The organism is Serratia sp. PL17 (genome assembly GCF_017832355.1).
Taxonomy (GTDB): Bacteria; Pseudomonadota; Gammaproteobacteria; order Enterobacterales; family Enterobacteriaceae; genus Serratia.
The window spans coordinates 83371-108229 of sequence record NZ_JAFIBY010000002.1 but is presented as its reverse complement, the minus strand read 5'-3'; the positions used below and the strand labels follow the sequence as shown (position 1 = coordinate 108229).

Sequence of the window (24859 nt, the reverse complement as noted above, 5' to 3'; positions counted from 1 at the left end):
AGTTTATTACGCGTTGTCGCCAAACCAACAGATATTACGTGCGGCCATAATCAGCTCGCCGGCTTGCTCATCGCTAAGCCCTTCAATATCAGCCAGATCGTCAACACCCTGCTCGGCAAGATCTTCCAGCGTACAAACCCCACGCGCGGCCAGTTTAAAGGCCATGCTGCGCTCAAGACCCGGCAGGTTGAGCAAATCATCAGCAGGTTTTTGGTCGCCCAGGCTTTCTTCTTGTGCCAGGGCCAGCGTGGTCAATGCAGCTTTGGCGCGATCGCGCAACGCTTCAACCATATCTTCATCCAGACCGTCGATTTCCAGCAACTCTTTGATTGGCACGTAAGCCAACTCTTCCAGAGTAGAGAAGCCTTCTTCAACCAGTACGGTGGCGAAATCTTCGTCAATATCAAGATGCTTGGTGAAGGTATCAATGGCGGCATGAGCTTCGGCCTGATGCTTGGCCTGCAGATCGTCCGCCGTCATCACGTTCAGTTCCCAACGGTCATCGTCACGATGTTGTTTTAACAGCTGGGATGCCAAACGCACGTTTTGGCCATTACGGCCGATCGCCTGTGCCAGATTGCTGGCTTCAACGGCGATGTCCATAGTGCAATTATCTTCATCAACCACAATAGAGGCAACATCCGCTGGCGCCATAGCGTTGATGACGAACTGCGCTGGGTTATCATCCCACAGGATGATGTCGATACGTTCACCGCCGAGCTCGCTCGAAACGGCCTGAACGCGCGCACCGCGCATACCGACGCAAGCACCGACAGGGTCGATACGCTTGTCGTTGGTTTTCACTGCAATTTTTGCACGGGAGCCAGGATCACGGGCTGCCGCTTTAATTTCGATAACTTCTTCGCCGATTTCCGGTACTTCGATGCGGAACAGTTCTTTCAGCATCTCGGCGCTGGAGCGGCTGACAAACAGCTGCGCACCACGGGCTTCAGGACGAACAGCGTACAGGATGCCGCGGATGCGGTCGCCCGGACGGAAGTTTTCGCGTGGCAGCATGTCTTCACGACCAATCACTGCTTCAGCGTTGCTACCCAGATCCAGCGCAATGCTGTCACGGTTAACTTTTTTCACCACGCCGGTGACGATTTCACCTTCGTGCTGGCGGAACGCATCAACAACCATGGCGCGCTCAGCTTCGCGTACTTTCTGTACGATAACCTGTTTCGCAGTCTGAGTGGTGATACGGTCAAAGGTAACAGACTCAATCTGATCTTCGATGTAACCGCCCAGCTCAATGCCTGGCTCTTCATACTGTGCAGCTTCCAGCGTGATTTCACGCGTCGGCTGAGTCACTTCATCTACGGCGACCCAACGGCGGAAGGTATCGAAATCGCCAGTTTTGCGATCAATGCTGACGCGAACTTCGATTTCCTGCTCGTATTTTTTCTTGGTGGCGGTGGCTAATGCGGTTTCCAGCGCTTCGAAAATCTTCTCACGCGGAAGGGATTTTTCATTGGAAACAGCTTCAACAACAGCCAGAATCTCTTTATTCATCCTAGTTGCCTCATCCAAACTTTAAAAGTGGGGTACCAGGTTCGCTTTCTGGATATTGCTCAGCGCGAACACTTCATCTTTCCCTTCCACAGTAACCGTGATCATCTCGCCATCGACAGACTTAATAATGCCCTGCCATTTGCGACGGTTCTGTACGGCCATGCGCAGGACCAGGCTGACTTCTTCACCGAGGAAACGCGTATAGTGCTCTGCAGTGAACATCGGGCGATCAAGGCCAGGAGAGGAGACTTCCAAGTTGTAAGCGACTGTGATTGGCTCTTCAACGTCCAATACAGCGCTGACCTGGTGGCTGACATCAGCACAATCGTCAACATTGATGCCGTTTTCACTATCAATATAGATACGGAGCGTCGATTGGCGCGCACGAATAAATTCGATGCCTACAAGTTCAAAGCCCAACGCTTCTACCGGTGCCGAAAGCATCTCTGTTAATTTTTGCTCTAATGTGGACAAGCCCACCCCCAAGACATAAAAAAAGGGCCTAATAGCCCAGTGATTCTGTTGCCAAATAACAAAAAACCCCGAAAATTCGGGGCTTTATGCAACTGGACCCTGTTTGCCGCTAAGCGGCTTCGGTGCAACTTTCTAACAAGTGTCATTTTCAAATGTTGATCGAGAAAGCGGAATTCAATCGAAAAGTGTATTTGAAAATAAACACTTAAAGGAAAGTGGTTGCGGGGGCCGGATTTGAACCGACGACCTTCGGGTTATGAGCCCGACGAGCTACCAGGCTGCTCCACCCCGCGTCCGAAAACGTGGCAAATATTACGCCGATAATCGCAAAATTGCAAGTTATCTCTGGGATTTGGTACCGAGGATGGGACTCGAACCCACAAGCCCGTTAGGGCACTACCACCTCAAGGTAGCGTGTCTACCAATTCCACCACCTCGGTACTGATTCTTACTGCTAACGGCTGTTATTTATATGAGGTAACAACAACCGTTTTCAAACTCTGTTACTGCTTGGCGCTTACTGCGGGATATCGCTGCTCGGCTTGGTTGGTGCTGCCGGCGCGGTAGTCTGCTCAGATTTCACTGGCTGACCCAAATTTTCCCACTCGCTGCCTTTCTTGCTCTGGTTGGTGCTCAGGTTGCCCAAGATCAGACTGATGACGAAAAACAACGTCGCCAACACAGCTGTCATGCGGGTCATGAAGTTACCGGAACCACTCGAACCGAACAATGTGCCAGATGCACCTGCTCCGAATGAGGCTCCCATATCAGCGCCTTTACCTTGCTGCAGCATAATCAGAGCAACCAGCCCGATTGAGATCAGCAGGAAAATTACCAGAAGAGCTTCGTACATAGTTGTACCCGTATCCTTGCGGCTTCACCGCGTGCCAAATGCTTCACACCCCAAAGGCTTCTATTTCTATTAAGAAGTCGCAGGCGTTATATCAAACTGCCCACTGAAGCGGGTGTGAATACTAACCAAAGGCGCCAAACCGCGCAAGGGCAATTTGCAGCCACTGGCGCGTTTGCAGAAAAAAACACCAATAAAATTCGCAGGCTGTGATTTCCGGAGACACTTAGTGCCCCCGGAACGCAGTAATGGTCAATTAACCCGCAGACTTCACCGCATCAGCAATGCGATGCGCCAGCGCAGTAACCTGCTGCTCATCTTCACCTTCCACCATCACACGGATCAAAGGTTCAGTACCCGATTTACGCAACAGCACGCGGCCACGACCCGCCAATTCAGCCTCAACCTGCTCGGTGATTTTACGCACGTCTTCAGACTCCAGCGGGTTGTGTTCACCGACAAAGCGTACGTTGACCAGAATCTGCGGCAGCAGTTTCATGCCGCTGCACAGATCATGCAGGGTCATGCTATTGCGTACCATCGCGGTCAGCACCTGTAGCCCGGCCACAATGCCATCGCCGGTGGTGGTTTTGTCCAGCAGGATCACATGGCCTGAGTTTTCTGCACCGATGCGCCAGCCCAGTTCCTGCAGCTTTTCCAGTACATAGCGGTCGCCTACCTTAGCGCGCGCAAACGGGATGCCCAGCTGTTTCAATGCCAGCTCCAGCCCCATGTTGCTCATCAGCGTGCCGACAGCGCCACCGCGCAGTTGCCCCTGACGAAGCCCTTCACGGGCAATGATGTAGAGAATCTGGTCGCCATCAACCTTGTTGCCCAAGTGATCCACCATCATCACGCGGTCACCGTCGCCATCAAACGCCAGACCGACATGTGCCTTTTCCAGCAGCACACGCTCCTGCAGTTGACGCACGTCTGTTGCACCACATTTTTCATTGATGTTCATGCCATCCGGCTCAACGCCGATAGCAATCACCGTGGCGCCCAGTTCACGCAGAACGCTAGGTGCAATGTGATAAGTCGCGCCGTTGGCGCAGTCCACCACAATTTTCAGGCCCTTCAGGCTCAGTTCGCTCGGGAAGGTACCTTTACAGAATTCGATATAACGACCCGCTGCATCGATAATTCGGCTGGCTTTACCCAATTCTGAGGATTCGACACAGGTCAGCGGTTTTTCCATTTCAGCTTCAATGGCTTCTTCGACGTGGTCTGGCAGCTTCGCCCCGTCAATGGAGAAGAATTTGATGCCATTGTCGTAAAACGGGTTATGCGATGCCGAGATCACAATACCGGCCTCCGCACGGAAGGTCCGCGTCAAGTATGCCACCGCCGGCGTTGGCATGGGGCCGGTAAAGGAGGCAGACAACCCTGCAGCTGCGAGCCCCGCTTCCAGCGCCGACTCCAGCATATAACCGGAAATACGGGTATCTTTGCCGATAATAATTTTACGTGAACCGTGACGTGCCAATACTTTACCCGCCGCCCAGCCAAGTTTCAGAACGAAATCAGGGGTAATCGGGCTATCACCGACCTTGCCACGAATGCCGTCAGTACCAAAATATTTGCGCTCGCTCATGTCTCTGTCATCCTTTAGCTGAAAGTGTTGCCTCGACGACACGCATCGCCTCGACGGTTTCTTTAACGTCATGCACTCTGACAATCTGTGCGCCCTGCATGGCGGCGATCACCGCACAGGCCACGCTGCCGATAACTCGCTGATCAGGCGGTACATTCAGCAGTTGTCCAATCATCGACTTGCGCGACATCCCTACCAATAGCGGCAGGCCGAAGCGATGAAATTCTGACAATCTGGCCAGAAGCTGATAATTGTGCGCTAAATTCTTACCGAAACCGAATCCTGGGTCGAGCAGCAATTTCTGATTTGTAATACCGGCAGCATGACAACGTTCAATATGTCGTTGGAAAAATGCATGCACATCGCCGATAAGATCATCATAGTGTGGCGCCTGCTGCATGGTACGCGGCTCACCCTGCATGTGCATCAGGCACACCGGCAGGCCACTTTCTGCGGCCGCCGCCAGCGCACCCGGTTCTTGCAGCGAACGAACGTCGTTGATCAGGTGTGCGCCCGCCTGGGCCGACTCGCGAATCACCCCGGCTTTCGAGGTATCCACAGAGATAAAGACTTCAAAACGCTGAGCTATCGCCTCGACTACCGGCACTACCCGTGCGATCTCCTCCTCTTCACTGACCTCTGACGCTCCCGGTCTGGTCGACTCACCACCCACATCAATCATGGTCGCACCGGCCGAAATCAACGCATGTGCATGTAACAACGCCTGATTGAGCTGGTTGTGCTTACCGCCGTCAGAAAAAGAATCCGGAGTTACATTGAGGATCCCCATCACCCTTGGGTGGGAAAGATCGAGAGTCATGTCTCGCACGGTTAACTGCATGGCTTATTCACCTTACTATTGCCTGATTGCCTGGTTTACTGCCCACCGGGCAATAAAAAACCCCGGCATGCCGGGGTTCGATGTTATTACACAGCTAAAGTTACTTGTCTAGCTGTTCAGACATGGTATTGCCTGGGTTTGGCGTACGTGGTTCATCAACCGGCGTTGGGGCTTTTGGTGTGCCGCCGTTGTCGGAATTGCTGCCTTTACCCGCATCGTCCCAACCCGCTGGCGGACGCACGTCTTTACGGTTCATCAGATCGTCGATCTGAGGCGCATCGATGGTTTCATACTTCATCAAGGCATCCTTCATTGAATGCAGGATGTCCATGTTTTCCATCAACAACGCACGCGCACGGATGTAGTTGCGTTCGATCAGGGATTTAACTTCCTGGTCGATAATGCGCGCAGTTTCGTCAGACATGTGCTTCGCCTTGGCGACGGAACGGCCCAAGAACACTTCGCCCTCTTCTTCCGCATACAACAGTGGCCCCAGCTTCTCGGAGAAGCCCCATTGGGTCACCATGTTACGGGCAATCGAGGTTGCCACTTTAATGTCGTTCGACGCACCGGTAGAGACTTTCTCTGGCCCGTAAATGATTTCCTCAGCCAGACGACCGCCATACAGAGTAGAGATTTGGCTCTCCAGTTTCTGACGGCTAGCGCTGATCGCGTCACCTTCCGGCAGGAAGAAGGTCACACCCAATGCACGGCCACGAGGAATAATCGTTACCTTGTGCACCGGATCGTGTTCAGGAACCAGACGACCGATAATGGCGTGGCCTGCTTCGTGATACGCGGTCGACTCTTTCTGCGCTTCGGTCATCACCATGGAGCGGCGTTCTGCCCCCATCATGATCTTGTCTTTGGCTTTTTCAAACTCAACCATCGACACGACACGTTTATTGCCACGGGCAGCAAACAGCGCGGCCTCGTTGACCAGGTTGGCCAGATCGGCACCCGAGAAGCCCGGAGTACCACGTGCCAGCACGGAAGCATCAACATCTGGAGCCAGTGGTACACGACGTGAATGCACCTTCAGGATCTGTTCACGACCACGTACATCTGGCAAGCCAACAACCACCTGACGGTCGAAGCGGCCTGGACGCAGCAATGCCGGGTCAAGCACGTCTGGACGGTTGGTTGCAGCGATGACGATAATGCCTTCGTTACCTTCAAAACCATCCATTTCAACCAGCATCTGGTTCAGCGTTTGCTCACGTTCATCGTGACCGCCACCCAGACCGGCGCCACGCTGGCGACCAACGGCGTCGATTTCATCGATAAAGATGATGCACGGTGCGGCTTTTTTCGCCTGCTCGAACATATCACGCACACGAGAAGCACCAACACCCACAAACATTTCGACGAAGTCGGAACCGGAAATGGTGAAGAACGGCACTTTTGCCTCACCGGCGATCGCTTTCGCCAGCAGCGTTTTACCGGTCCCTGGAGGGCCAACCATCAGCACACCTTTAGGGATCTTACCGCCCAATTTCTGGAAGCGGCTCGGCTCGCGCAGGTATTCAACCAGTTCGCTCACTTCCTCTTTTGCTTCGTCACAACCTGCAACGTCAGCAAAGGTGGTTTTGATTTGATCTTCGGTCAGCATGCGGGCCTTGCTCTTGCCAAAGGACATCGCGCCTTTGCCGCCGCCGCCCTGCATTTGCCGCATGAAGAAGATCCAAACCCCGATCAGCAACAGCATTGGGAACCATGAAATAAAGATAGAAGCCAGCAAACTCGGCTCTTCAGGCGGTTCACCAACAACTTTCACATTCTTGGTTAACAACGTATCCAGCAACTTAGGATCGTTGACAGGGATATAGGTCGTGTATTTGTTACTGTCTTTCTTGGTAACGTTAATTTCACGTCCGTTGATTCGCGCTTCGCGAACCTGATCTTGGGTCAGTTCGGACATGAAGGTAGAGTAATCCACCCTACGGCCATTCGACTCGCTGGGCCCAAAGCTCTGGAATACAGACATCAACACTACCGCGATGACTAACCAGAGAATTAGGTTTTTCGCCATGTCACTCAAGGGATTAACCTCATATTACAACTGTGTTAACAAACAGCGTTAGGGTACTACAGCTTGCGCCCTGTCGCTACAATGTACACTTCGCGCGAACGTGCGCGGGAAGCGTCTGGCTTACGAATCTTAACCTTCGTAAACAGGGAGCGAATTTCCCGTAGGTACTCGTCAAAACCATCTCCCTGGAACACCTTCACCAGGAAACTTCCGCCTGGTGCGAGGACATCACGACACATTCCCAGTGCTAATTCCACCAGATACATCGATCTTGGAATATCGACGGCCGGAGTGCCACTCATATTCGGAGCCATGTCAGACATGACTACCTGAACCTTGCTTTCACCTACACGTTCCAACAGAGCCTTGAGCACCAGTTCATCACGAAAATCGCCCTGAAGGAAATCGACGCCAACGATAGGATCCATTGGCAAAATATCACAGGCGATGATGCGGCCGGAACCGCCGATCTGGGTCACGACATACTGCGACCAACCGCCCGGCGCCGCACCTAAGTCCACGACGGTCATGCCAGGTTTAAACAGTTTGTCACTCTGCTGTATTTCATCAAGTTTAAACCAGGCGCGCGAACGCAGCCCTTTTTTCTGCGCCTGTTGCACATATTTATCGCTAAAGTGTTCTTGTAACCAGCGACTGGAGCTAGCAGAACGCTTTTTATTAGCCATCTCGTTTTCCAACTATCATAAAAAGAGTCTTAATGTCAGGTTCGCAGCTCTTGTAGACTCACACCGGTGAAGACCGATTTGGTGATATACATGAGATGGCGGTAGAATGTACCGTTTTCAATCCCAACTTAAGCAAAAAAGACAATGAATCTGAATAATAAACAAAAACAGCACCTGAAAGGCCTGGCGCATCCGTTAAAACCGGTTGTCATGCTGGGTAATAACGGTCTCACCGAAGGGGTGCTGGCTGAAATTGAACAGGCTCTGGAGCATCATGAGCTGATCAAGGTAAAAATCGCTGCTGAAGATCGCGAAACCAAAACCCTGATCGCCGACGCTATCGTGCGTGAAACGGGTGCCTGCAACGTGCAAGTTATCGGCAGTACGCTTATTCTTTACCGCCCGTCTAAAGAGCGCAAGATCAGTCTACCGCGTTAATAAGCATTGGGTTAACGAAAAGGTGCCATGCACCTGATTCAGATAAAAGGCCGCGTGCGGCCTTTTTCCTTTCTTTACAAAACCCTGGCGAATTTCTGAACGAATAGCGAATATTCAGAGATATTCAACCTTCAAGATCTCATAATCGACATCGCCGCCCGGTGTTTTTATCACAACAACATCATCTTGCTCTTTGCCGATCAAACCGCGCGCCATTGGGGAATTGACCGAAATCAGATTTTTCTTGAAATCAGCTTCGTCGTCGCCAACGATACGGTAAGTCACTTCTTCTTCGCTATCCAGGTTCATCACCGAAACGGTGGAGCCAAAAATCACGCGGCCATTATTGGGCATCTTGGTGATATCGATCACCTGCGCGTTCGACAGCTTGGCTTCAATTTCCTGGATACGCCCTTCACAGAATCCCTGCTGCTCACGCGCGGCATGGTACTCTGCGTTTTCTTTCAAATCGCCGTGTTCACGGGCGTCAGCGATATCCGCAATGATTTTCGGACGGCGCACACTTTTCAAAAATTCGAGCTCTTCGCGCAGTTTTTCTGCGCCAAACAAGGTCATCGGAATCTGTTTCATCGTGTAAATACCTCTAAATCTTTCCTGTTCAAATAGCCGTCATCCTGACGTGTTCGTATGAAAAAACGGGGGGTACGTGCCCGCCGCCTCCAGGCGATAAACAAAAGAAGCCTGACTCGGGACACTAGCCCAAGTCAGGATCGATTTTGCATTTTGATACGCATTTTAGCGTAGAGTTCCTTGAGGGTCATCGTTTACTTTTTCCCTGAATGCACCGTAGTATGACGGCACGTTATCCAGCTGTTATCCCGAGATTATGCGTTTTTCACGAATTGTCAGTGCATTGGCTTGCGCATTTGTTCTAAATGCGAATGCGGCCCCGGTTGAAGATTACACACAATATTTGCCTGATGGGGCCAACCTTGCCCTGGTAGTTCAGAAGATCGGCGCCGATACGCCGACCATCGATTATCATTCACAGCAAATGGCGTTACCGGCCAGTACCCAAAAAGTGCTGACCGCGCTGGCTGCATTGTTGCAGCTCGGCCCCGATTACCGCTTCACGACCACGCTGGAGAGTCAAGGCGATATCAGCGACGGCGTTTTGCGCGGCAATTTGATTGCCCGCTTCAGCGGCGATCCCACCTTTAAGCGCCAGAACCTGCGCAATATGGTCGCCATACTGAAAAAGCAGGGTGTGCGGCAAATTACCGGTGATGTGCTGGTCGATACGTCCGTATTCGCCAGCCATGACAAAGCTCCCGGTTGGCCGTGGAACGACCTGACGCAGTGTTTCAGCGCGCCGCCGGCCGCGGCGATTGTCGATCGCAACTGCTTCTCGGTGTCGCTCTACAGCGCGCCGAATCCGGGCGACATGGCCTTTATTCGCGTGGCCTCTTATTACCCGGTCAATATGTTCAGCCAGGTGCGTACGCTGGCGAAAGGGTCACCGGACGCCCAATACTGTGAGCTGGATGTCGTACCCGGCGAGTTAAACCGCTTTACTCTGACTGGCTGTCTGACCCAACGCAGCGATCCATTGCCGCTGGCCTTCGCTATCCAGGATGGTGCCAGCTATGCCGGAGCCATCCTGAAAGATGAGCTGACACAGGCTGGCATCCAGATAGACGGCCACCTAAAGCGCCAGACCCAGCCAGGGCTGAAAGGGACCGTGATAGCACAAACGCAGTCAGCACCGCTGCACGACCTACTGAAGATCATGCTGAAGAAATCGGACAACATGATCGCCGATACCGTATTCCGGACGATCGGGCATGAACGTTTTGGTGTCCCAGGAACGTGGCGTGCCGGCGCTGATGCCGTACGCCAAGTGCTGCGCCAGAAGGCCGGTGTTGATCTGGGCAATAGCATCGTCGTGGACGGTTCAGGGTTATCACGCCATAACCTGCTGGCCCCAGCGACCATGATGCAGGCGCTTCAGTACATTGCGCAGCATGACAATGAGCTGAACTTCATTTCGATGCTACCACTGTCAGGCTACGACGGAACCCTGCGCTACCGCGGCGGGCTACACGAAGCCGGCGTCGACGGTAAGGTTTCTGCAAAAACCGGTGCGCTGCAAGGCGTATATAATCTGGCAGGGTTCATTACAACCGCCAGCGGTCAGCGCTTTGCATTCGTACAGTATCTGTCAGGTTATGCCGTACCGCCGGAAGATCAAAAACAGCGCCGCGCTCCGTTGGTGCGTTTTGAAAGCCGCCTGTACCGGGATATTTATCAGAATAACTGAGGGTTATGATGAAACTGCTGATTGTGGAAGACGATGAGCTCCTGCAACAAGGATTGGCGCTGGCATTAGCAGGGGAAGGCTATGCTTGCGACTGCGCCGCGACGGCGGCGGAGGCCAACGCCCTGCTCATTACTAGCCAGTACAGCATGATCATCCTCGATTTGGGTCTGCCTGACATGGATGGCGCCAGTCTGCTGCGGCAGTGGCGTCGTCAACAAGTTGATTTGCCGGTACTCATTCTGACGGCTCGCGATGCCCTTGAAGACCGTGTTGATGGGCTGGACGCCGGTGCTGACGATTACCTGGTAAAACCCTTTGCGTTGGTTGAACTGCAAGCGCGTGTACGCGCCTTAATTCGCCGCTATCAGGGCCACAGTGACAATCTGATGCAGTTGGATGATCTCCAGCTCAATCTTTCCAGCCAACAAGTCTATGTTCAGCAACAGCCGGTGGAAGTCACACCGAAAGAGTTCGCCATTCTGTCACGCCTGATGATGCGCGCCGGCCAAACGGTCAACCGCGAGTTGTTACAGCAGGATCTTTATACCTGGCAGGATGATTTGGGCTCTAATACGCTAGAAGTGCATATTCATAACCTGCGCCGCAAATTAGGTAAGGACCGTATCCGTACCGTACGTGGCATCGGCTACCGCCTGGAGTCTTCATCATGATCAGCATGCGCCGCCGTCTGTTATTGATGCTGGCGCTGATCCTTTTGGTCACCCAGCTTATTAGCGCCTTTTGGCTTTGGCACGAAAGTCAGGAGCAAATCAGCTTTCTGGTAGATGAAACCCTGTCGGCTAAAGTGCGTACTGAACGTGTCGATACGGAGATCGCCGAAGCCATCGCCTCGCTACTTGCCCCCTCGTTAATCATGATGATAGTCACGCTGCTCGCCTCATTTTGGGCTATCAGTTGGATTATCCGGCCACTCAATCAATTGCAGGAACGGCTGGAGAAGCGTTCCGCCGATAATCTGACGCCACTCCCGCTCAGCAGTGACAGCCTTGAAATGATGGCGGTTACCACCACACTCAACCAACTGTTTTCACGACTGGATAACACTATTCAGCAAGAGCGGCTCTTTACCGCCGATGCCGCACACGAACTGCGCACGCCGCTGGCAGGGATTCGGCTGCATCTGGAACTCATGGAAAAACAGGGCATTCCACAAAGCGGCCCGTTAATTGCCCGCATTGACCAGCTGATGCACACCGTCGAACAATTACTGATGCTCGCGCGCGCCGGGCAAGATTTTGCCAGCGGCCATTACCAACAGTTCGACTGGGTAAACAACGTGATCCAACCGCTGCAGGAAGAGCTTGAGGAATTGGTCGCCCAGCGCGAGCAAAAACTGCAATGGCAATTGCCTGAAACCGCGCCGGTTCATGGTGACCCTGTCCTGTTACGCCTGTTGTTGCGTAATTTGGTGGAAAATGCCCACCGTTACAGCCCAGAAGGCAGCAGTATTCGGGTACAGCTTGCCGCGCAGAAGCACGGTTATTTGCTGCAAGTGATTGATGAAGGCCCGGGAATCAAAGAAAAAATGGTTGGCGAACTCACCCAGGCGTTTCGTCGTATGGACCAGCGCTACGGCGGCAGTGGATTGGGGCTAAATATAGTGACCCGTATCGTACAGCTGCACCAAGGGCGCCTGACGATGGAAAACCGCCAGGATACCCACGGGCTGAATGCCCAATGCTGGCTACCGGAAAACGTGCTAAATAAATAGTGTCGATAAAAAAAGGGCCCAGTGTTAACTGAGCCCTTTTCTTCACAAGATTACTTCTGGTAAACGATTTCGACGCCTTCGTCGTCATCTTCGTCCCAGTCATCATCCCAGTCGTCATCCGCTTCAGCTTCCACTTCTGCGAGTTGTTCACGGTGGTAATCATCCCACATGAACTCGACTTTCTCCGGCGCGCTTTCTTCGATCGCCATCGCCTTCGGCTGCGTGTTGATAAACTGCATTACATCCCAGCACAGCGCGTTGACGCCTTCACGATTAACGGCGGAGATCATGTAGTACTTGCCTTCCCAGCCCATGCCTTCTGCAATCGCCTTGGCACGCACGGCAGCTTCTTCTTCACCAATCACATCAATCTTGTTGAAAACAAGCCAGCGTGGCTTGTCTGCCAGATTTGCGCTGTATTGGTTCAACTCATTGATGATGATTTTGGCATTTTCTACCGGATCAGATTCATCGATAGGAGCGATATCCACCAGGTGCAGCAACACACGGCAGCGTTCCAGATGCTTCAGGAAGCGAATACCCAGCCCGGCACCGTCAGAGGCCCCTTCGATCAACCCCGGAATATCGGCAACCACGAAGCTTTGTTCGTGATCCATACGTACCACACCCAGGCTTGGCACCAAGGTCGTAAACGGATAGTCAGCAACTTTCGGCTTGGCCGCGGAGACTGCACGGATGAAGGTCGACTTGCCGGCATTCGGTAAACCGAGCATGCCCACATCGGCCAACAGCAACAGCTCCAGCAGGATGTCACGCGCTTCACCTGCGGTACCCAGCGTTTTCTGGCGTGGAGCGCGGTTAACGGATGATTTAAATCGGGTATTGCCCAAACCATGCCAACCGCCTTTCGCGACCATCAAAAGCTGGCCATGGCGGGTCATGTCACCGAGGATTTCACCAGTGCCCTGGTCTTGCACACGGGTGCCGACAGGGACTTTGATAGTAATGTCTTTGCCACGCTTGCCTGTACAGTCACGGCTTTGGCCGTTCTGACCACGTTCGGCGCGGAAAGATTTCTCAAAGCGGTAGTCGATCAGCGTGTTGAGGTTTTCGTCCGCCAGCAAATAGACGTCGCCGCCATCGCCGCCGTCACCACCATCTGGCCCGCCGTTCGGGATATATTTTTCGCGGCGGAAGCTGACGCAACCATTACCACCGTCACCTGCAACGACCAAAATCGCTGCTTCATCTACAAACTTCATTTACCGTCTCCGTAAATCATTCACCGGGCTGCTTCAAAGGAGCAACCAGGCGGGTTTCTGCCCGTCGCGGCCACCAACGGTGACCAATTGCGGAAAACATGGCGCCCGCTACCACCACGAAAGCACCGACATAGCCAACGACATTTAATGTCGGGGCGGCGAATACGTGTGGCCAGGCCAACGCCAATAAATCTGAAAAAAGCAGGGTAAACAGCGGTGTCAGCGTAACTAACGCACTCACCTGCGCCGCCTGCCAGCGCGCCATGGCTTCCGCCAGCGCACCATAGCCAATCAGCGTGTTGGCGCCACAGAACAGCAGGCAGGCTAATTGCCAGCCGCTGAGCTGAAAAATCACCCCTGGCTTGGCCAGAGGAAATAAAGCTATTGCACATAAAGTGTACAACATTACCAGTATTTGCGGCGAGGCTAATCGGCGCAGCAACACTTTCTGCGCAACGCCATAAGTGACCCACACCATCGCCGCACACACGCCTAGCAGCACCCCAAGGGTGTAATCCGTCAAGCGAGTGAAAATCTCAATCAGGCTGACGTTAAAAAACAACAACAACCCGAAAATCAGCATTAGCGCGCCTATCACCTGAGTGATGCGCATGCGCTCTTTTAAAATCAGCACGCTGGCAAACATCATGCCGACCGGCGACAGTTGGCCGATCACCTGCGATGCTGTCGGGCTGAGATACTGCAGCGAAGAGCTGAAGAAAATGAAGTTCCCCAGAAGGCCCGCCGTCGCGATAGCCAAAATCAGCAACCAGCGCGGTTGGCGAAATAGAGTCACTGGCGGCAGCCTGCCGCGCACGGCTAAAATAAGCCCCAACCCAAGCGCAGCAATGGTAAAGCGATACCAAACAACGGTAAACGGCTCCATCACTACCAGCACTTCTTTCATCGCAATCGGCAATGCGCCCCAACAAACCGCTGTAGTCACCGCCAGAGAAATGCCAATTCCGACCTGCTGTTTCGTTTCCATCTTACCTTTGCCAGCGCTAACGGGTCTGCGCACAAGCAGCCCAACACCCTAGAATGTAAAAAGCCCCGCAACGAATTGCGGGGCTTACATCTATTTAGTCAGGCTCGGAAAATTATTCAGCTTCGATGCTGATGAATTTACGATTGCTCGGGCCTTTAACTTCGAATTTGACTTTACCGTCTTTCAAAGCAAACAGAGTGTGGTCTTTGCCGCAACCCACGTTGGTACCAGCGTGGAATTTAGTGCCGCGCTGACGAACGATGATGCTGCCTGCCAGTACTGCTTCGCCGCCAAAGCGTTTTACGCCCAGACGTTTAGCTTCTGAATCGCGACCGTTACGAGTCGAGCCGCCAGCCTTTTTGTGTGCCATTAATCTGCTCCCCTAACTTAAGCGCTGATGCCGGTGATTTTAACGTCAGTGAACCACTGACGGTGGCCCTGCTGCTTACGATGGTGTTTACGACGACGAAACTTAACGATCTTAATTTTCTCGCCACGACCGTGAGCAACTACTTCAGCTTTGATCTTACCGCCATCGACGTAAGGAACGCCGATTTTGATATCTTCGCCATTAGCGATCATCAGAATCTGGTCAAACTCAACAGCTTCACCAGTTGCGATGTCCAGCTTTTCCAAGCGAACGGTTTGACCTTCGCTTACTCGGTGTTGTTTGCCACCACTTTGGAAAACCGCGTACATATAAAACTCCGCTTTCCGCGTGCCCAACTGTTCAGTACAGAGCGCGCTATAAATATTCACAATAGGGCGCGAATTCTACGCAATAATCCCGCATATGACAAGAGCAGAATAAGACCAGAAGCAGAAAAAAGAAGAAAAAAAGCACAGTTTCTTTCATGGCGTTTATCTGAACCGTTTTTCAAGTACAATCAGGAGGACAGTTACCGCCATGTACCGATGTGAGCAGCGATCTCAACGCGGTGAAGAGAAACACAGCTGAAAAAAATACAATGAACCTAGAGCAAATTACCGAGTTAACCGCGCAAGATATGGCGGCCGTGAACGCAACAATTCTCGAACAGCTGAATTCTGATGTCACGCTCATCAATCAGCTTGGCTATTACATTATCAGTGGTGGCGGTAAGCGCATCCGCCCGATGATCGCCGTTCTGGCGGCCCGGGCTTTGCATTATCAGGGTGATAAACACATTACCGTTGCTGCGCTGATCGAATTCATTCATACCGCCACGCTGCTCCATGATGACGTGGTAGATGAATCCGACATGCGTCGCGGCAAAGCGACCGCCAATGCCGCCTTTGGCAATGCTGCCAGTGTGTTGGTTGGCGACTTCATCTATACACGGGCTTTCCAGATGATGACGAGTCTGGAATCGCTCCGCGTGCTGGCACTGATGTCCGAAGCCGTTAACGTTATTGCCGAAGGCGAAGTACTGCAGTTAATGAACGTGCACGATCCGGATATCACAGAAGAAAGCTACATGCGGGTGATCTACAGCAAAACTGCACGCCTGTTTGAAGCAGCGGCGCAGTCTTCGGCAATCCTGTCAGACGCAAGCGTTGCAGAGGAAAAAGCGCTGCAGGATTACGGCCGCTATCTTGGTACCGCCTTCCAGTTGATCGACGATCTGCTCGATTACAGCGCCGATGGCAGCACCCTGGGTAAAAATACCGGTGACGACCTCAACGAAGGTAAACCGACATTGCCGTTGCTGCATGCCATGCATAATAGTGAAGGCGAGCAGAAAGCCATGATCCGCGGCGCAATTGAGCAAGGCAACGGTCGTCATTTGCTGGAGCCCGTACTGAAAGCCATGGAGCAATGCGGTTCGCTGGAATACACTCGCCAGCGCGCGGAGGAAGAAGCCGACAAGGCCATTGCCGCGTTGCAGGCCCTGCCTGAATCCCCCCATCGCACCGCGCTGGAAGGATTGGCGCACCTCGCGGTTCAACGTGATTTTTAAGAAACTATAGGCAACCGCTGTTTCCACAGGCCCGCTCGGCGGGTCTGCTCATTTCTCCGGTGAAATTCGCGCCAACAGGCCACCAATACCTTCACGCATCAAGAACGTCAAAACTTTCTCACGTTCGCTCTCTGTCAGGTGATAGTAATACTCAACCCACACCGTCAGTGGGTCCTGACGCTCAACGTCATAAATTGCCGAGTCCTCTTTCAATATCAGAAGATTACGGGTGCTATTAGGTAAGCTGTCGATGTGATATTCCAGCGCTTTGCCTTGTACGCCTTTACGGCGTCGGCTGAGCCAACCTTCACGGCGCGCCATCAAATTTATTCCCTGTGGTGAGGAAGGTAACCCTGCCACGCTTGTCAGCTCCTTGGCGGTAAACCACTCTTTTTTCATAGCCATGATCTCTGGGAAGTTGGCAAATATCTTTTTTTTGGAAACTATTCGGGTATTTTTTAAGAAACTTAGTGGTATGCTAGTTTCCGCATAAGCGATTCATGTTGTTTAAACGATTAATCTTGACCTGTTAGTTATACCACTAACAGAACTTTCGCTAATCAAAAAAAGGAATGCAAACATGAACTCAGAGAATAAGGACTGGCACCCGGCGGATATCATTGCGGCTTTACGTAAGAAGGGAACGACATTGGCGGCGGTATCGCGCAAGGCGGGGCTTAGCTCTTCAACGCTGGCAAACGCGCTATCGCGCCCCTGGCCAAAAGGAGAATGGCTCATTGCCGAAACACTCGACATTCATCCTGCAGAAATCTGGCCAAGCCGTTATTTCGATCCACACACCCATAACCTGCTGGATCGAAAAGCGCGAATTCGGTCATAACCGCAGGCATAAAAAAACCGCCGGAACACTGTCCGGCGGCTTATGCATATCTTACATCGCGGGGTGATCAGTTATTGATGAACTTTTCGCCCAGTTCAATATCTTTATGCAGCACATCCAGCATATCTGTCAGCGCTTTCTGCTCGAATGCACTCAGGGTACCAATGTCTTTGCGTTCTTCAACGCCGTTTTTGCCCAGCACCAGCGGTTGTGCGAAGAAGCGAGCGTATTTGCCATCACCTTCCACATAAGCACATTCCACCACGCCTTTTTCGCCTTGCAGTGCACGAACCAGGGACAGGCCGAAACGCGCTGCTGCCTGGCCCATTGACAGTGTTGCAGACCCGCCACCGGCTTTGGCTTCAACCACTTCCGTACCCGCATTCTGAATACGTTTGGTCAGATCCACCACTTCCTGCTCGGTAAAGCTCACGCCAGGGATCTGTGACAACAGTGGCAGGATGGTCACACCAGAGTGCCCACCGATAACTGGCACGTTCAACTCTTCTGGCTGCTTGCCTTTCAGCTCGGCCACGAAGGTGTTTGAACGGATGATGTCCAGCGAGGTTACGCCGAACAGTTTATTTTTGTCATAAACACCGGCTTTCTTCAGCACTTCTGCTGCGATAGCCACGGTTGTGTTAACCGGATTGGTGATAATACCGATGCAGGCTTTCGGGCAGGTTGTTGCCACTTGCTGAATCAGATTACGCACGATGCCCGCGTTCACGTTGAACAGATCTGAACGGTCCATACCCGGCTTACGTGCAACACCGGCAGAGATCAGCACCACGTCTGCGCCATGCAGAGCTGGCGTTGCGTCTTCGCCGCTGAAGCCTTTGATTTTAACTGCGGTTGGGATGTGGCTTAAATCGACGGCAACACCTGGAGTCACTGGGGCGATGTCGTAGAGAGAGAGTTCAGAACCTGAAGGAAGCTGGGTTTTGAGTAGAAGGGCGAGGGCCTGGCCGATACCGCCAGCAGCACCGAGAACTGCAACTTTCATCCTATACTCCTTTATTATCTTAAATATATAAAGCGCCGTGAATATGTTGGTTACGGACCTTAGATTATTACACCTTTAAAAACAATCTCTTAACAGTTCATTTGAGAACTGGCGCAATAAAACAGCCGATGTCGCGCTCATTTTAGATTAAATAGCTTACGCATTAAGGGCATAGCGCACACTAATCAAAAATACTGCGAGGTTATTCACGAGCAAGTTAACCGGCGGTTACATTACACCCTTACACAACATCAGAACAACATCATTTTAATAACATTTTCTTTACCACCACGAACCACTTTAAGGTCGCCGAAAGGGCATATTCATGGGGTTCGGATTTTGTTAAAATGCCGCCCTTTCCTCATTGTCCGGGCATGATTGTTTTTCTTGGACGTCCTCTTATTGCATAAAAATTCATTTATATGCATAATAATCACTTCTATTGTCAACATTCTACGGTGCAAAATGCGTAATCCCGCAAAGCAGGAAGATCTGATCAAAGCGTTTAAAGCGTTATTGAAAGAAGAAAAATTCAGTTCTCAAGGCGAGATCGTTTTGGCGCTGCAAGAAGAAGGCTTCGAAAACATCAACCAATCCAAAGTATCGCGCATGCTGACCAAGTTCGGCGCAGTGCGTACGCGCAATGCCAAGATGGAAATGGTGTATTGCCTTCCAGCAGAACTCGGTGTGCCGACCACCACCAGCCCGCTGAAGAACCTGGTACTCGATGTCGACCATAACGATGCAGTCGTGGTCATCCACACCAGCCCTGGCGCTGCACAGCTCATTGCCCGCCTGTTGGATTCATTAGGGAAGTCCGAAGGTATCCTGGGCACCATTGCCGGCGACGACACTATTTTTGTTACCCCGGCCAGCAGCTTTACCGCTCGCCAATTGTACGAAGCCATCCTGACGCTGTTTGAACAAGAGTTATGATGCTTAGCGCTAACAAAATGCGGCTAGCCGTCGCGTTTTGTTAGCGCTTCTTTAACCCTATGCTTACGTTTCTCTCATCCCTTTCCACGTAAAACTCTAGATTTCCTTCACACCACAGCACATTTCAATGACATTTCTGTGTAACCAGTGATAGCCACTGCAATCTTTCGCACTTTTGGTCAAAAGCACTTACCTTATTGAAATTACATAAATTTAACATCAAAAGATCATTTTATGACCCGTTTTTATTCCATTTGGTTATAAAAAACAAACAACACCCTGATAAAGTTTCACTAGAAACTGTTAGCTAACTATTAATTTTTAGCGTTACTAGATGTATACTCATTTCCGTGACGTAAATCACAGTTCACTGGAACTGATAAAAGAATACGATGAGGTCAAACCATGAAAATTAAAGCTACCGTTGCAACTATGAGCATTCTATCCATGCTTTCTTTCGGCGCATTCGCAGCACAATCTGTTGATGCAAGCCAGGCAGCAAAAATGCAGGCTGCAGGTACCATTACCGTAAGCGGCGTAGCCGGTGCACCTTCCGACATCCGTCAGGCACTGTCTGAGAAGGCCGATGCCAAAGGCGCAACTGCATACCGTGTCATTGAGGCGCGTAACGAAGGTAACTTCCACGCCACCGCAGAAATTTACAAGTAAGTACAAAATGTTACCCGGAAACGGGCAAAAGAACTCTGGTACCCAGCATCACCGATAACTGCCTTCAAGAATAAAAACGCTGTAAAAGCCCTTCCAGGCGGTTATCGCAACAGGACGCAATATGATGAACATGAAAACAACCCTCGCCGCACTTAGCCTGCTGTCAGTCGTTTCGTTCGGGGCCTCGGCCGCCACGTTAATCACTAATGACCAGGCCGATACCCTGCAATCTGCCGGCACCATCACCGTCAGCGGCATCACCGGTGCGCCTTCTGATATTCGCCAGGCCTTGTCAGACAAAGCTGATAAGCAAGGTGCCAAGGCTTACCGCGTAATTGAAGCCTATGAAAACGGTAATTGGCACGCGACGGCTGAAATCTATAAATAACAATTCAGGGGACGTGCTTACGGAACTGACTACCCTCGTCACTGCCACTGCCGAGTTCTGTCGTAAGCACTGATTCCCTGAAGAAATGTCGTCGTCCTATCCGACGAACCCCGTTGCCCTCGCTCGCGAGGGCTTTTTTATGCGCGAAAAAAAGGGCCGCGACCGGCCCTTAGAAAGGTTGTTTCACGCCACCCATATGATCAATAGGTGACTTTCGGTTCAGACTTGCGAGCCAAAGCGTCCAACAGTCGATCGTGGATACCGCCGAAGCCGCCGTTGCTCATGACCAGAATATGGTCACCCGGCTGAGCCGTTTTCACAATCATCTCTACCAGGGTGTCGAGATCGGCGCTCCAATGGGCCGGCTGCACGCAGGCTTCCGCCACTTCTGCAACCTGCCAGGGAATATGATGCGGCTGGAACAGGAATACTTCATCGGCACGACCAAGCGATGGCGCCAAATCGTTCTTGCTGATCCCCATTTTCATGGTATTGGAGCGGGGCTCAAGCACGGCAAGAATACGGGCAGTGCCACCAACCTTGCCACGCAGCGCGGCCAAGGTTGCCAAGATAGCCGTTGGGTGATGGGCAAAGTCGTCGTAGACCGTCACTCCATGGGCTTCACCACGCAGTTCCAGACGGCGGCGCGCATTGATGAAATCACCGAGCGCACGGCAAGCATCCGCAGGCATCACACCAACATGGCGCGTAGCAGCAATGGCCATTAAACCATTATGCATGTTGTGTTCACCCACCAGCGACCACTTCACTTCCCCCACCTGCTCACCATGCAGGAATACCGCATAATGGCTGGCGTCCGGTGTTAGCTTCTGTGCACGCCATGCGCCTTCTTCCCCGACCAGCTCCTGCTCGCTCCAGCAGCCCATCGCCATCACCTGTTTCAGGTGATTGTCGTTGTCAGGCAAAATGATCTTGCCCTTGCCGGGAACCAAGCGCACCAGATGATGGAACTGTTTTTGGATCGCTTTCAGATCATCGAAGATATCGGCGTGATCAAACTCCAGATTATTCATGATCAGCGTACGTGGGCTGTAATGCACAAACTTGGAACGCTTGTCGAAGAACGCGCAGTCATACTCGTCAGCTTCGATCACAAAGAACGGGCTGTCGCCCAAGCGGGCGGAAACGTCAAAGTTGCCAGGAACACCGCCGATCACAAAACCCGGTTTATATCCGCAGACGTCGAGGATCCAGGTTGCCATACCCGCAGTGGTGGTCTTACCGTGAGTCCCGGCAACGGCCAGCACCCAGCGATCGCGCAGCACATAGTCATGCAACCACTGTGGACCGGAAACGTAAGGGATGCCCTGCTCCAATACCGCTTCAACACAGGGATTGCCACGCGTCATGGCGTTACCAATGATCACCAGATCCGGCATGGGATCCAACTGAGCGGGATCGTAGCCTTGGATCAGTTCGATCCCTTCCTTCTCCAACAGCGTGCTCATCGGCGGATAGACATTAGCGTCAGAGCCGGTCACCTCATGCCCTAGCGAGCGAGCCAGCACAGCGAGCCCGCCCATAAAGGTGCCACAGATCCCAAGAATGTGAATGCGCATAGTTTTCTCATAGAGTACGTCGAATGTTGGCTTATTCTAACGCCCAGAATCATCCAGAAGAAATGGATTTGCCTATGAATAGCGCTCATCTTTGGGCTACACTGCTCGCGAATACGTTGGCGGTATGTTAACAAACCGCTACCCATCCGTAGATTCAGGGATTGTGTCATGAAAACGTTAGGCGAATTTATCGTCGAGAAACAGCACGACTTCTCTCACGCCACCGGCGAGCTGACTGCGCTACTTTCTGCAATTAAACTGGGCGCCAAAATCATCCACCGCGATATCAACAAAGCGGGTCTGGTTGATATTCTGGGCACCAGCGGCGTTTCCAATGTACAGGGTGAAGTTCAGATGAAACTGGACCTGTACGCCAATGAAAAGCTGAAAGCGGCGTTGAAAGCGCGCGGTGAAGTTGCGGGTATCGCTTCCGAAGAAGAAGACGAAATCGTGATATTCGACGGCGAGCGGGCTGAAAATGCCAAGTATGTGGTGCTGATGGATCCATTGGACGGTTCGTCCAATATTGATGTCAACGTCTCGGTCGGTACGATTTTCTCTATCTATCGTCGCATTACCCCGGTAGGCATTCCGGTAACCGAAGAAGACTTCCTGCAACCGGGCAGTGCTCAGGTGGCTGCTGGCTACGTAGTTTATGGTTCATCCACCATGCTGGTGTACACCACCGGTTATGGCGTGCATGCCTTTACTTACGATCCCTCTCTGGGCGTGTTCTGCCTGTCCCATGAGAAAGTCCGCTTCCCAGCCAGCGGCAACATGTATTCCATCAACGAAGGTAACTACATCAAGTTCCCACGCGGTGTGAAGAAATACATCAAGTATTGCCAGGAACAAGACGAAGCAACACAACGTCCTTACACCTCACGCTACATCGGTTCACTGGTTGCAGATTTCCATCGCAACCTGCTGAAAGGCGGCATCTACATTTATCCAAGCACCGCCAGCCACCCACAAGGCAAGCTGCGCCTGCTGTATGAATGCAACCCGATGGCGTTCTTGGCAGAACAAGCCGGCGGCAAAGCCAGTGACGGTAAAAACCGTATTCTGGACATTACCCCGGTGAAACTGCACCAGCGTGCACCTTTCTTCGTCGGCACCAAATCCATGGTTGAAGACGCAGAACGCTTTATCGCCGAAAATCCGGACGAATAAAGCGCCCAACGCAGGGGTGCAGCATGCTGCACCCCTGCATTATAATTTGAACGCCGCCATACTCTGCGCCAGTAACTGCGCCTGATCCTCCAGCGATCGTGTCGCCGCCGCTGACTCTTCGACCAACGCCGCATTTTGTTGCGCCACCTGGTCCATCTGAGCCACCGCCAGGTTTACCTGCTCAATCCCACTGCTTTGTTCGCGCGTAGCCGCAGAGATTTCTCGCATCAACGCCGTTACACGCCCGACTTCGCCGGTAATGCCATTCATGGTTTTCGCCGCAGACTCTGCCATCTGCTCGCCTTCCTGCACGCGATTCTGCGACGCTTCAATCAGCCCTTTAATCTCTTTCGCTGACTGTGCGCTGCGTTGTGCCAAACTGCGTACCTCACCGGCCACGACCGCAAAACCACGGCCCTGTTCGCCAGCACGTGCCGCTTCTACTGCCGCGTTCAGCGCCAAAATGTTGGTCTGGAAAGCGATGCCGTCCATCACACTGATAATATCGGCGATACGACGCGAACTGTCGGTAATCGCCTGCATCTTGCTCATCACCTGACTGACCACCTCACTGCCTTGATTGGCAATGCCAGATACACTCAACGCCAGTTGATTAGCCTGCTCGCAGTTTTCGGCATTCATTTTCACCGTCGAGGTCAATTGCTCCATGCTGGCTGCCGTCTCTTCCAGCGAGGCGGCCGACTCTTCAGTGCGCTGGGCCAGATGTAAGTTACCGGCAGCCAACTCGCGCGAGCCGGTATCAATTTGGCTGCTGGCATCACGTACCTTGCTGACCGAACTCGCCAGCGCCTGCTGCATACGCTGCATTGCACGCACCAAACGGCCCATTTCGGTATTCCCTTCGCCCGTGATGGTATGCGTCAAATCGCCCCCTGCAATATATTCCAGTTGGGCGATAGATTCATCGAGCGGGCGCAAGATAATCATCCTCAATGCAAACCAGGCCAATACTGCCAGCAATACGCTCAGCAGACCTGCGATCACAATCAGGGTAATCTTGGTACTGGCATTACTTTCCGCTTCCGTTACCCGCTGCTGGCCAATCTTCATCGCAAAGCTGCGGAAATCGCTCAGGTCTTTCTCAAAAGCAATACTCAAGGCAGAGATTCTGGTTTCCTGAATCTCGTAGTAATCGTCGACTTTACCCGCCTTGATGGCATCAGCCATCGGACCAACACCTTGCTCCAAATAGGCTCGATAGCTGTTTTGCAGACGGGCAGACAGCTCGCGGCCACGTTCGGTGACGGTGCCCACTTTGACAAAACGCGCCATTTCCTGCTTCGATTGCGCAAGGTAGTCATAAATGCGCCCCACTGTCGCGTCGGAAACCTCAATCTGGCCGATTTCCCGTTGGCGCACCGCCAGTGAGGCCGCGGTTCTGGCGCGCAACGTCAGGTTGGAGCTGCTGGCCAGCGACCCCAATTCTTCCCCCAGGATTTGATTCAGAGTGTGTAACGAGCGCGATCCTTCGTTAATCGCGTTGACGCCGATCGTGCTGACCATAATCAACAGCAGCGTCATCAGGCTCAACAGGGCAATCAGCCCGGCCTTGACCGTAATCTTTTTTAGCATGAGTTCTTCCCGGCTTCAGAAATAGTGAGATCTTACGTAGAGGAGGTCAAACGGAGAGTCAGACTTCGCTGACTCATTA

General features: G+C 52.4%; 26 protein-coding genes and 2 tRNA genes. 10 read left to right on the top strand and 18 right to left on the bottom strand.

The features are described from left to right. Nucleotides 1-6: 6 nt before the first annotated feature. The 9 genes from nusA to rlmE all read right to left on the bottom strand — a co-directional run bounded on the left by nusA (nucleotide 7) and on the right by rlmE (nucleotide 7992). Nucleotides 7-1515, bottom strand: a complete 1509-nt coding sequence (gene nusA, locus JOE25_RS09260) for a transcription termination factor NusA (protein WP_012004946.1) — start codon at nucleotides 1513-1515, stop codon at nucleotides 7-9. A 21-nt stretch (nucleotides 1516-1536) separates the two neighbouring features. After that, a complete protein-coding gene (gene rimP, locus JOE25_RS09255; protein ID WP_004952852.1) occupies nucleotides 1537-1989 on the bottom strand; it encodes a ribosome maturation factor RimP in 453 nt (150 codons plus the stop codon). A 216-nt stretch (nucleotides 1990-2205) separates the two neighbouring features. Then, nucleotides 2206-2282 (bottom strand) — tRNA-Met (locus JOE25_RS09250). A 60-nt stretch (nucleotides 2283-2342) separates the two neighbouring features. Beyond that, a tRNA-Leu gene (locus JOE25_RS09245) sits at nucleotides 2343-2429 on the bottom strand. Between the two features lie 77 nt (nucleotides 2430-2506). Beyond that, nucleotides 2507-2842, bottom strand: a complete 336-nt coding sequence (gene secG, locus JOE25_RS09240) for a preprotein translocase subunit SecG (protein ID WP_020824951.1) — start codon at nucleotides 2840-2842, stop codon at nucleotides 2507-2509. Nucleotides 2843-3095: 253 nt separating this feature from the next. Then, nucleotides 3096-4433 carry a phosphoglucosamine mutase gene (glmM, locus tag JOE25_RS09235; RefSeq protein WP_209634349.1) on the bottom strand — a complete coding sequence of 446 codons (1338 nt, stop codon included), beginning with the start codon at nucleotides 4431-4433 and terminating at the stop codon, nucleotides 3096-3098. A 7-nt stretch (nucleotides 4434-4440) separates the two neighbouring features. Next, a complete protein-coding gene (gene folP, locus JOE25_RS09230) occupies nucleotides 4441-5274 on the bottom strand; it encodes a dihydropteroate synthase (protein WP_209634347.1) in 834 nt (277 codons plus the stop codon). A 100-nt stretch (nucleotides 5275-5374) separates the two neighbouring features. Further along, the gene (gene ftsH, locus JOE25_RS09225; protein WP_037423171.1) at nucleotides 5375-7306 is read right to left on the bottom strand and encodes an ATP-dependent zinc metalloprotease FtsH; all 1932 of its coding nucleotides are present in this window, start codon (nucleotides 7304-7306) and stop codon (nucleotides 5375-5377) included. A gap of 56 nt (nucleotides 7307-7362) precedes the next feature. Continuing rightward, the gene (gene rlmE, locus JOE25_RS09220; protein ID WP_012004940.1) at nucleotides 7363-7992 is read right to left on the bottom strand and encodes a 23S rRNA (uridine(2552)-2'-O)-methyltransferase RlmE; all 630 of its coding nucleotides are present in this window, start codon (nucleotides 7990-7992) and stop codon (nucleotides 7363-7365) included. Nucleotides 7993-8136: 144 nt separating this feature from the next. Here rlmE and yhbY point away from each other — a divergent pair, with 144 nt between their 5' ends. Then, on the top strand, nucleotides 8137-8430 hold the full coding sequence (yhbY, locus tag JOE25_RS09215; protein ID WP_004933536.1) for a ribosome assembly RNA-binding protein YhbY: 294 nt from the start codon (nucleotides 8137-8139) through the stop codon (nucleotides 8428-8430). Nucleotides 8431-8544: 114 nt separating this feature from the next. Here the strand turns inward: yhbY and greA are convergent, their stop codons facing one another. After that, the gene (gene greA / locus JOE25_RS09210; protein WP_209634345.1) at nucleotides 8545-9021 is read right to left on the bottom strand and encodes a transcription elongation factor GreA; all 477 of its coding nucleotides are present in this window, start codon (nucleotides 9019-9021) and stop codon (nucleotides 8545-8547) included. A 256-nt stretch (nucleotides 9022-9277) separates the two neighbouring features. Between greA and dacB the strand changes: the two genes are divergently transcribed. Genes dacB through pmrB form a run of 3 tightly spaced genes read left to right on the top strand, consistent with a single transcriptional unit; the run spans nucleotide 9278 to nucleotide 12443 of the window. Further along, nucleotides 9278-10711: a serine-type D-Ala-D-Ala carboxypeptidase gene (gene dacB / locus JOE25_RS09205; protein WP_209634343.1), complete on the top strand. Its 1434-nt coding sequence runs from the start codon at nucleotides 9278-9280 to the stop codon at nucleotides 10709-10711. A gap of 8 nt (nucleotides 10712-10719) precedes the next feature. Next, nucleotides 10720-11382, top strand: a complete 663-nt coding sequence (pmrA, locus tag JOE25_RS09200) for a two-component system response regulator PmrA (RefSeq protein WP_209634341.1) — start codon at nucleotides 10720-10722, stop codon at nucleotides 11380-11382. Next, entirely contained in the window at nucleotides 11379-12443 is a 1065-nt protein-coding gene (pmrB, locus tag JOE25_RS09195) for a two-component system sensor histidine kinase PmrB (RefSeq protein WP_209634339.1), read from the top strand. The genes pmrA and pmrB overlap by 4 nt, the downstream gene beginning before the upstream one ends. Before the next feature lie 50 nt (nucleotides 12444-12493). Here the strand turns inward: pmrB and cgtA are convergent, their stop codons facing one another. The 4 genes from cgtA to rplU form a co-directional block, all read right to left on the bottom strand. Beyond that, entirely contained in the window at nucleotides 12494-13666 is a 1173-nt protein-coding gene (cgtA, locus tag JOE25_RS09190) for an Obg family GTPase CgtA (RefSeq protein ID WP_209634337.1), read from the bottom strand. A 16-nt stretch (nucleotides 13667-13682) separates the two neighbouring features. Continuing rightward, nucleotides 13683-14654 (bottom strand): DMT family transporter, encoded by a 972-nt coding sequence (locus tag JOE25_RS09185; protein WP_209634335.1) that lies wholly within the window; start codon nucleotides 14652-14654, stop codon nucleotides 13683-13685. A 112-nt stretch (nucleotides 14655-14766) separates the two neighbouring features. Then, nucleotides 14767-15024, bottom strand: a complete 258-nt coding sequence (gene rpmA / locus JOE25_RS09180) for a 50S ribosomal protein L27 (protein ID WP_004933559.1) — start codon at nucleotides 15022-15024, stop codon at nucleotides 14767-14769. Between the two features lie 17 nt (nucleotides 15025-15041). Beyond that, complete coding sequence (gene rplU / locus JOE25_RS09175; protein WP_037423192.1) at nucleotides 15042-15353, bottom strand: 50S ribosomal protein L21; 312 nt, start codon at nucleotides 15351-15353, stop codon at nucleotides 15042-15044. A gap of 269 nt (nucleotides 15354-15622) precedes the next feature. Here rplU and ispB point away from each other — a divergent pair, with 269 nt between their 5' ends. Next, on the top strand, nucleotides 15623-16594 hold the full coding sequence (gene ispB, locus JOE25_RS09170) for an octaprenyl diphosphate synthase (protein WP_209634333.1): 972 nt from the start codon (nucleotides 15623-15625) through the stop codon (nucleotides 16592-16594). Nucleotides 16595-16642: 48 nt separating this feature from the next. Here ispB and JOE25_RS09165 read toward each other — a convergent pair whose 3' ends face one another. After that, nucleotides 16643-16993, bottom strand: a complete 351-nt coding sequence (locus JOE25_RS09165) for a DNA-binding protein (RefSeq protein WP_209635264.1) — start codon at nucleotides 16991-16993, stop codon at nucleotides 16643-16645. Nucleotides 16994-17174: 181 nt separating this feature from the next. Between JOE25_RS09165 and JOE25_RS09160 the strand changes: the two genes are divergently transcribed. Beyond that, the gene (locus tag JOE25_RS09160) at nucleotides 17175-17435 is read left to right on the top strand and encodes a helix-turn-helix transcriptional regulator (protein WP_209634331.1); all 261 of its coding nucleotides are present in this window, start codon (nucleotides 17175-17177) and stop codon (nucleotides 17433-17435) included. A gap of 67 nt (nucleotides 17436-17502) precedes the next feature. Here the strand turns inward: JOE25_RS09160 and mdh are convergent, their stop codons facing one another. Then, complete coding sequence (gene mdh, locus JOE25_RS09155; protein WP_209634329.1) at nucleotides 17503-18441, bottom strand: malate dehydrogenase; 939 nt, start codon at nucleotides 18439-18441, stop codon at nucleotides 17503-17505. 465 nt (nucleotides 18442-18906) lie between these two features. Between mdh and argR the strand changes: the two genes are divergently transcribed. The 3 genes from argR (at nucleotide 18907) to yhcN (JOE25_RS09140) (ending at nucleotide 20434) form a co-directional block, all read left to right on the top strand. Then, nucleotides 18907-19377 (top strand): transcriptional regulator ArgR, encoded by a 471-nt coding sequence (gene argR / locus JOE25_RS09150; RefSeq protein WP_020824937.1) that lies wholly within the window; start codon nucleotides 18907-18909, stop codon nucleotides 19375-19377. Nucleotides 19378-19782: 405 nt separating this feature from the next. Beyond that, nucleotides 19783-20046 (top strand): peroxide/acid stress response protein YhcN, encoded by a 264-nt coding sequence (gene yhcN / locus JOE25_RS09145; protein WP_209634327.1) that lies wholly within the window; start codon nucleotides 19783-19785, stop codon nucleotides 20044-20046. Nucleotides 20047-20170: 124 nt separating this feature from the next. Then, nucleotides 20171-20434 (top strand): peroxide/acid stress response protein YhcN, encoded by a 264-nt coding sequence (gene yhcN / locus JOE25_RS09140; protein ID WP_209635262.1) that lies wholly within the window; start codon nucleotides 20171-20173, stop codon nucleotides 20432-20434. Nucleotides 20435-20634: 200 nt separating this feature from the next. Here yhcN (JOE25_RS09140) and mpl read toward each other — a convergent pair whose 3' ends face one another. Then, nucleotides 20635-22014 (bottom strand): UDP-N-acetylmuramate:L-alanyl-gamma-D-glutamyl-meso-diaminopimelate ligase, encoded by a 1380-nt coding sequence (gene mpl, locus JOE25_RS09135; RefSeq protein WP_209634325.1) that lies wholly within the window; start codon nucleotides 22012-22014, stop codon nucleotides 20635-20637. Between the two features lie 168 nt (nucleotides 22015-22182). On the opposite strand from mpl, the gene fbp reads away from it, so the two are divergent. Beyond that, complete coding sequence (gene fbp / locus JOE25_RS09130; protein WP_099064485.1) at nucleotides 22183-23187, top strand: class 1 fructose-bisphosphatase; 1005 nt, start codon at nucleotides 22183-22185, stop codon at nucleotides 23185-23187. Between the two features lie 39 nt (nucleotides 23188-23226). Here the strand turns inward: fbp and JOE25_RS09125 are convergent, their stop codons facing one another. Beyond that, nucleotides 23227-24780 (bottom strand): methyl-accepting chemotaxis protein, encoded by a 1554-nt coding sequence (locus JOE25_RS09125; RefSeq protein WP_209634324.1) that lies wholly within the window; start codon nucleotides 24778-24780, stop codon nucleotides 23227-23229. Between the last annotated feature and the right edge of the window lie 79 nt (nucleotides 24781-24859).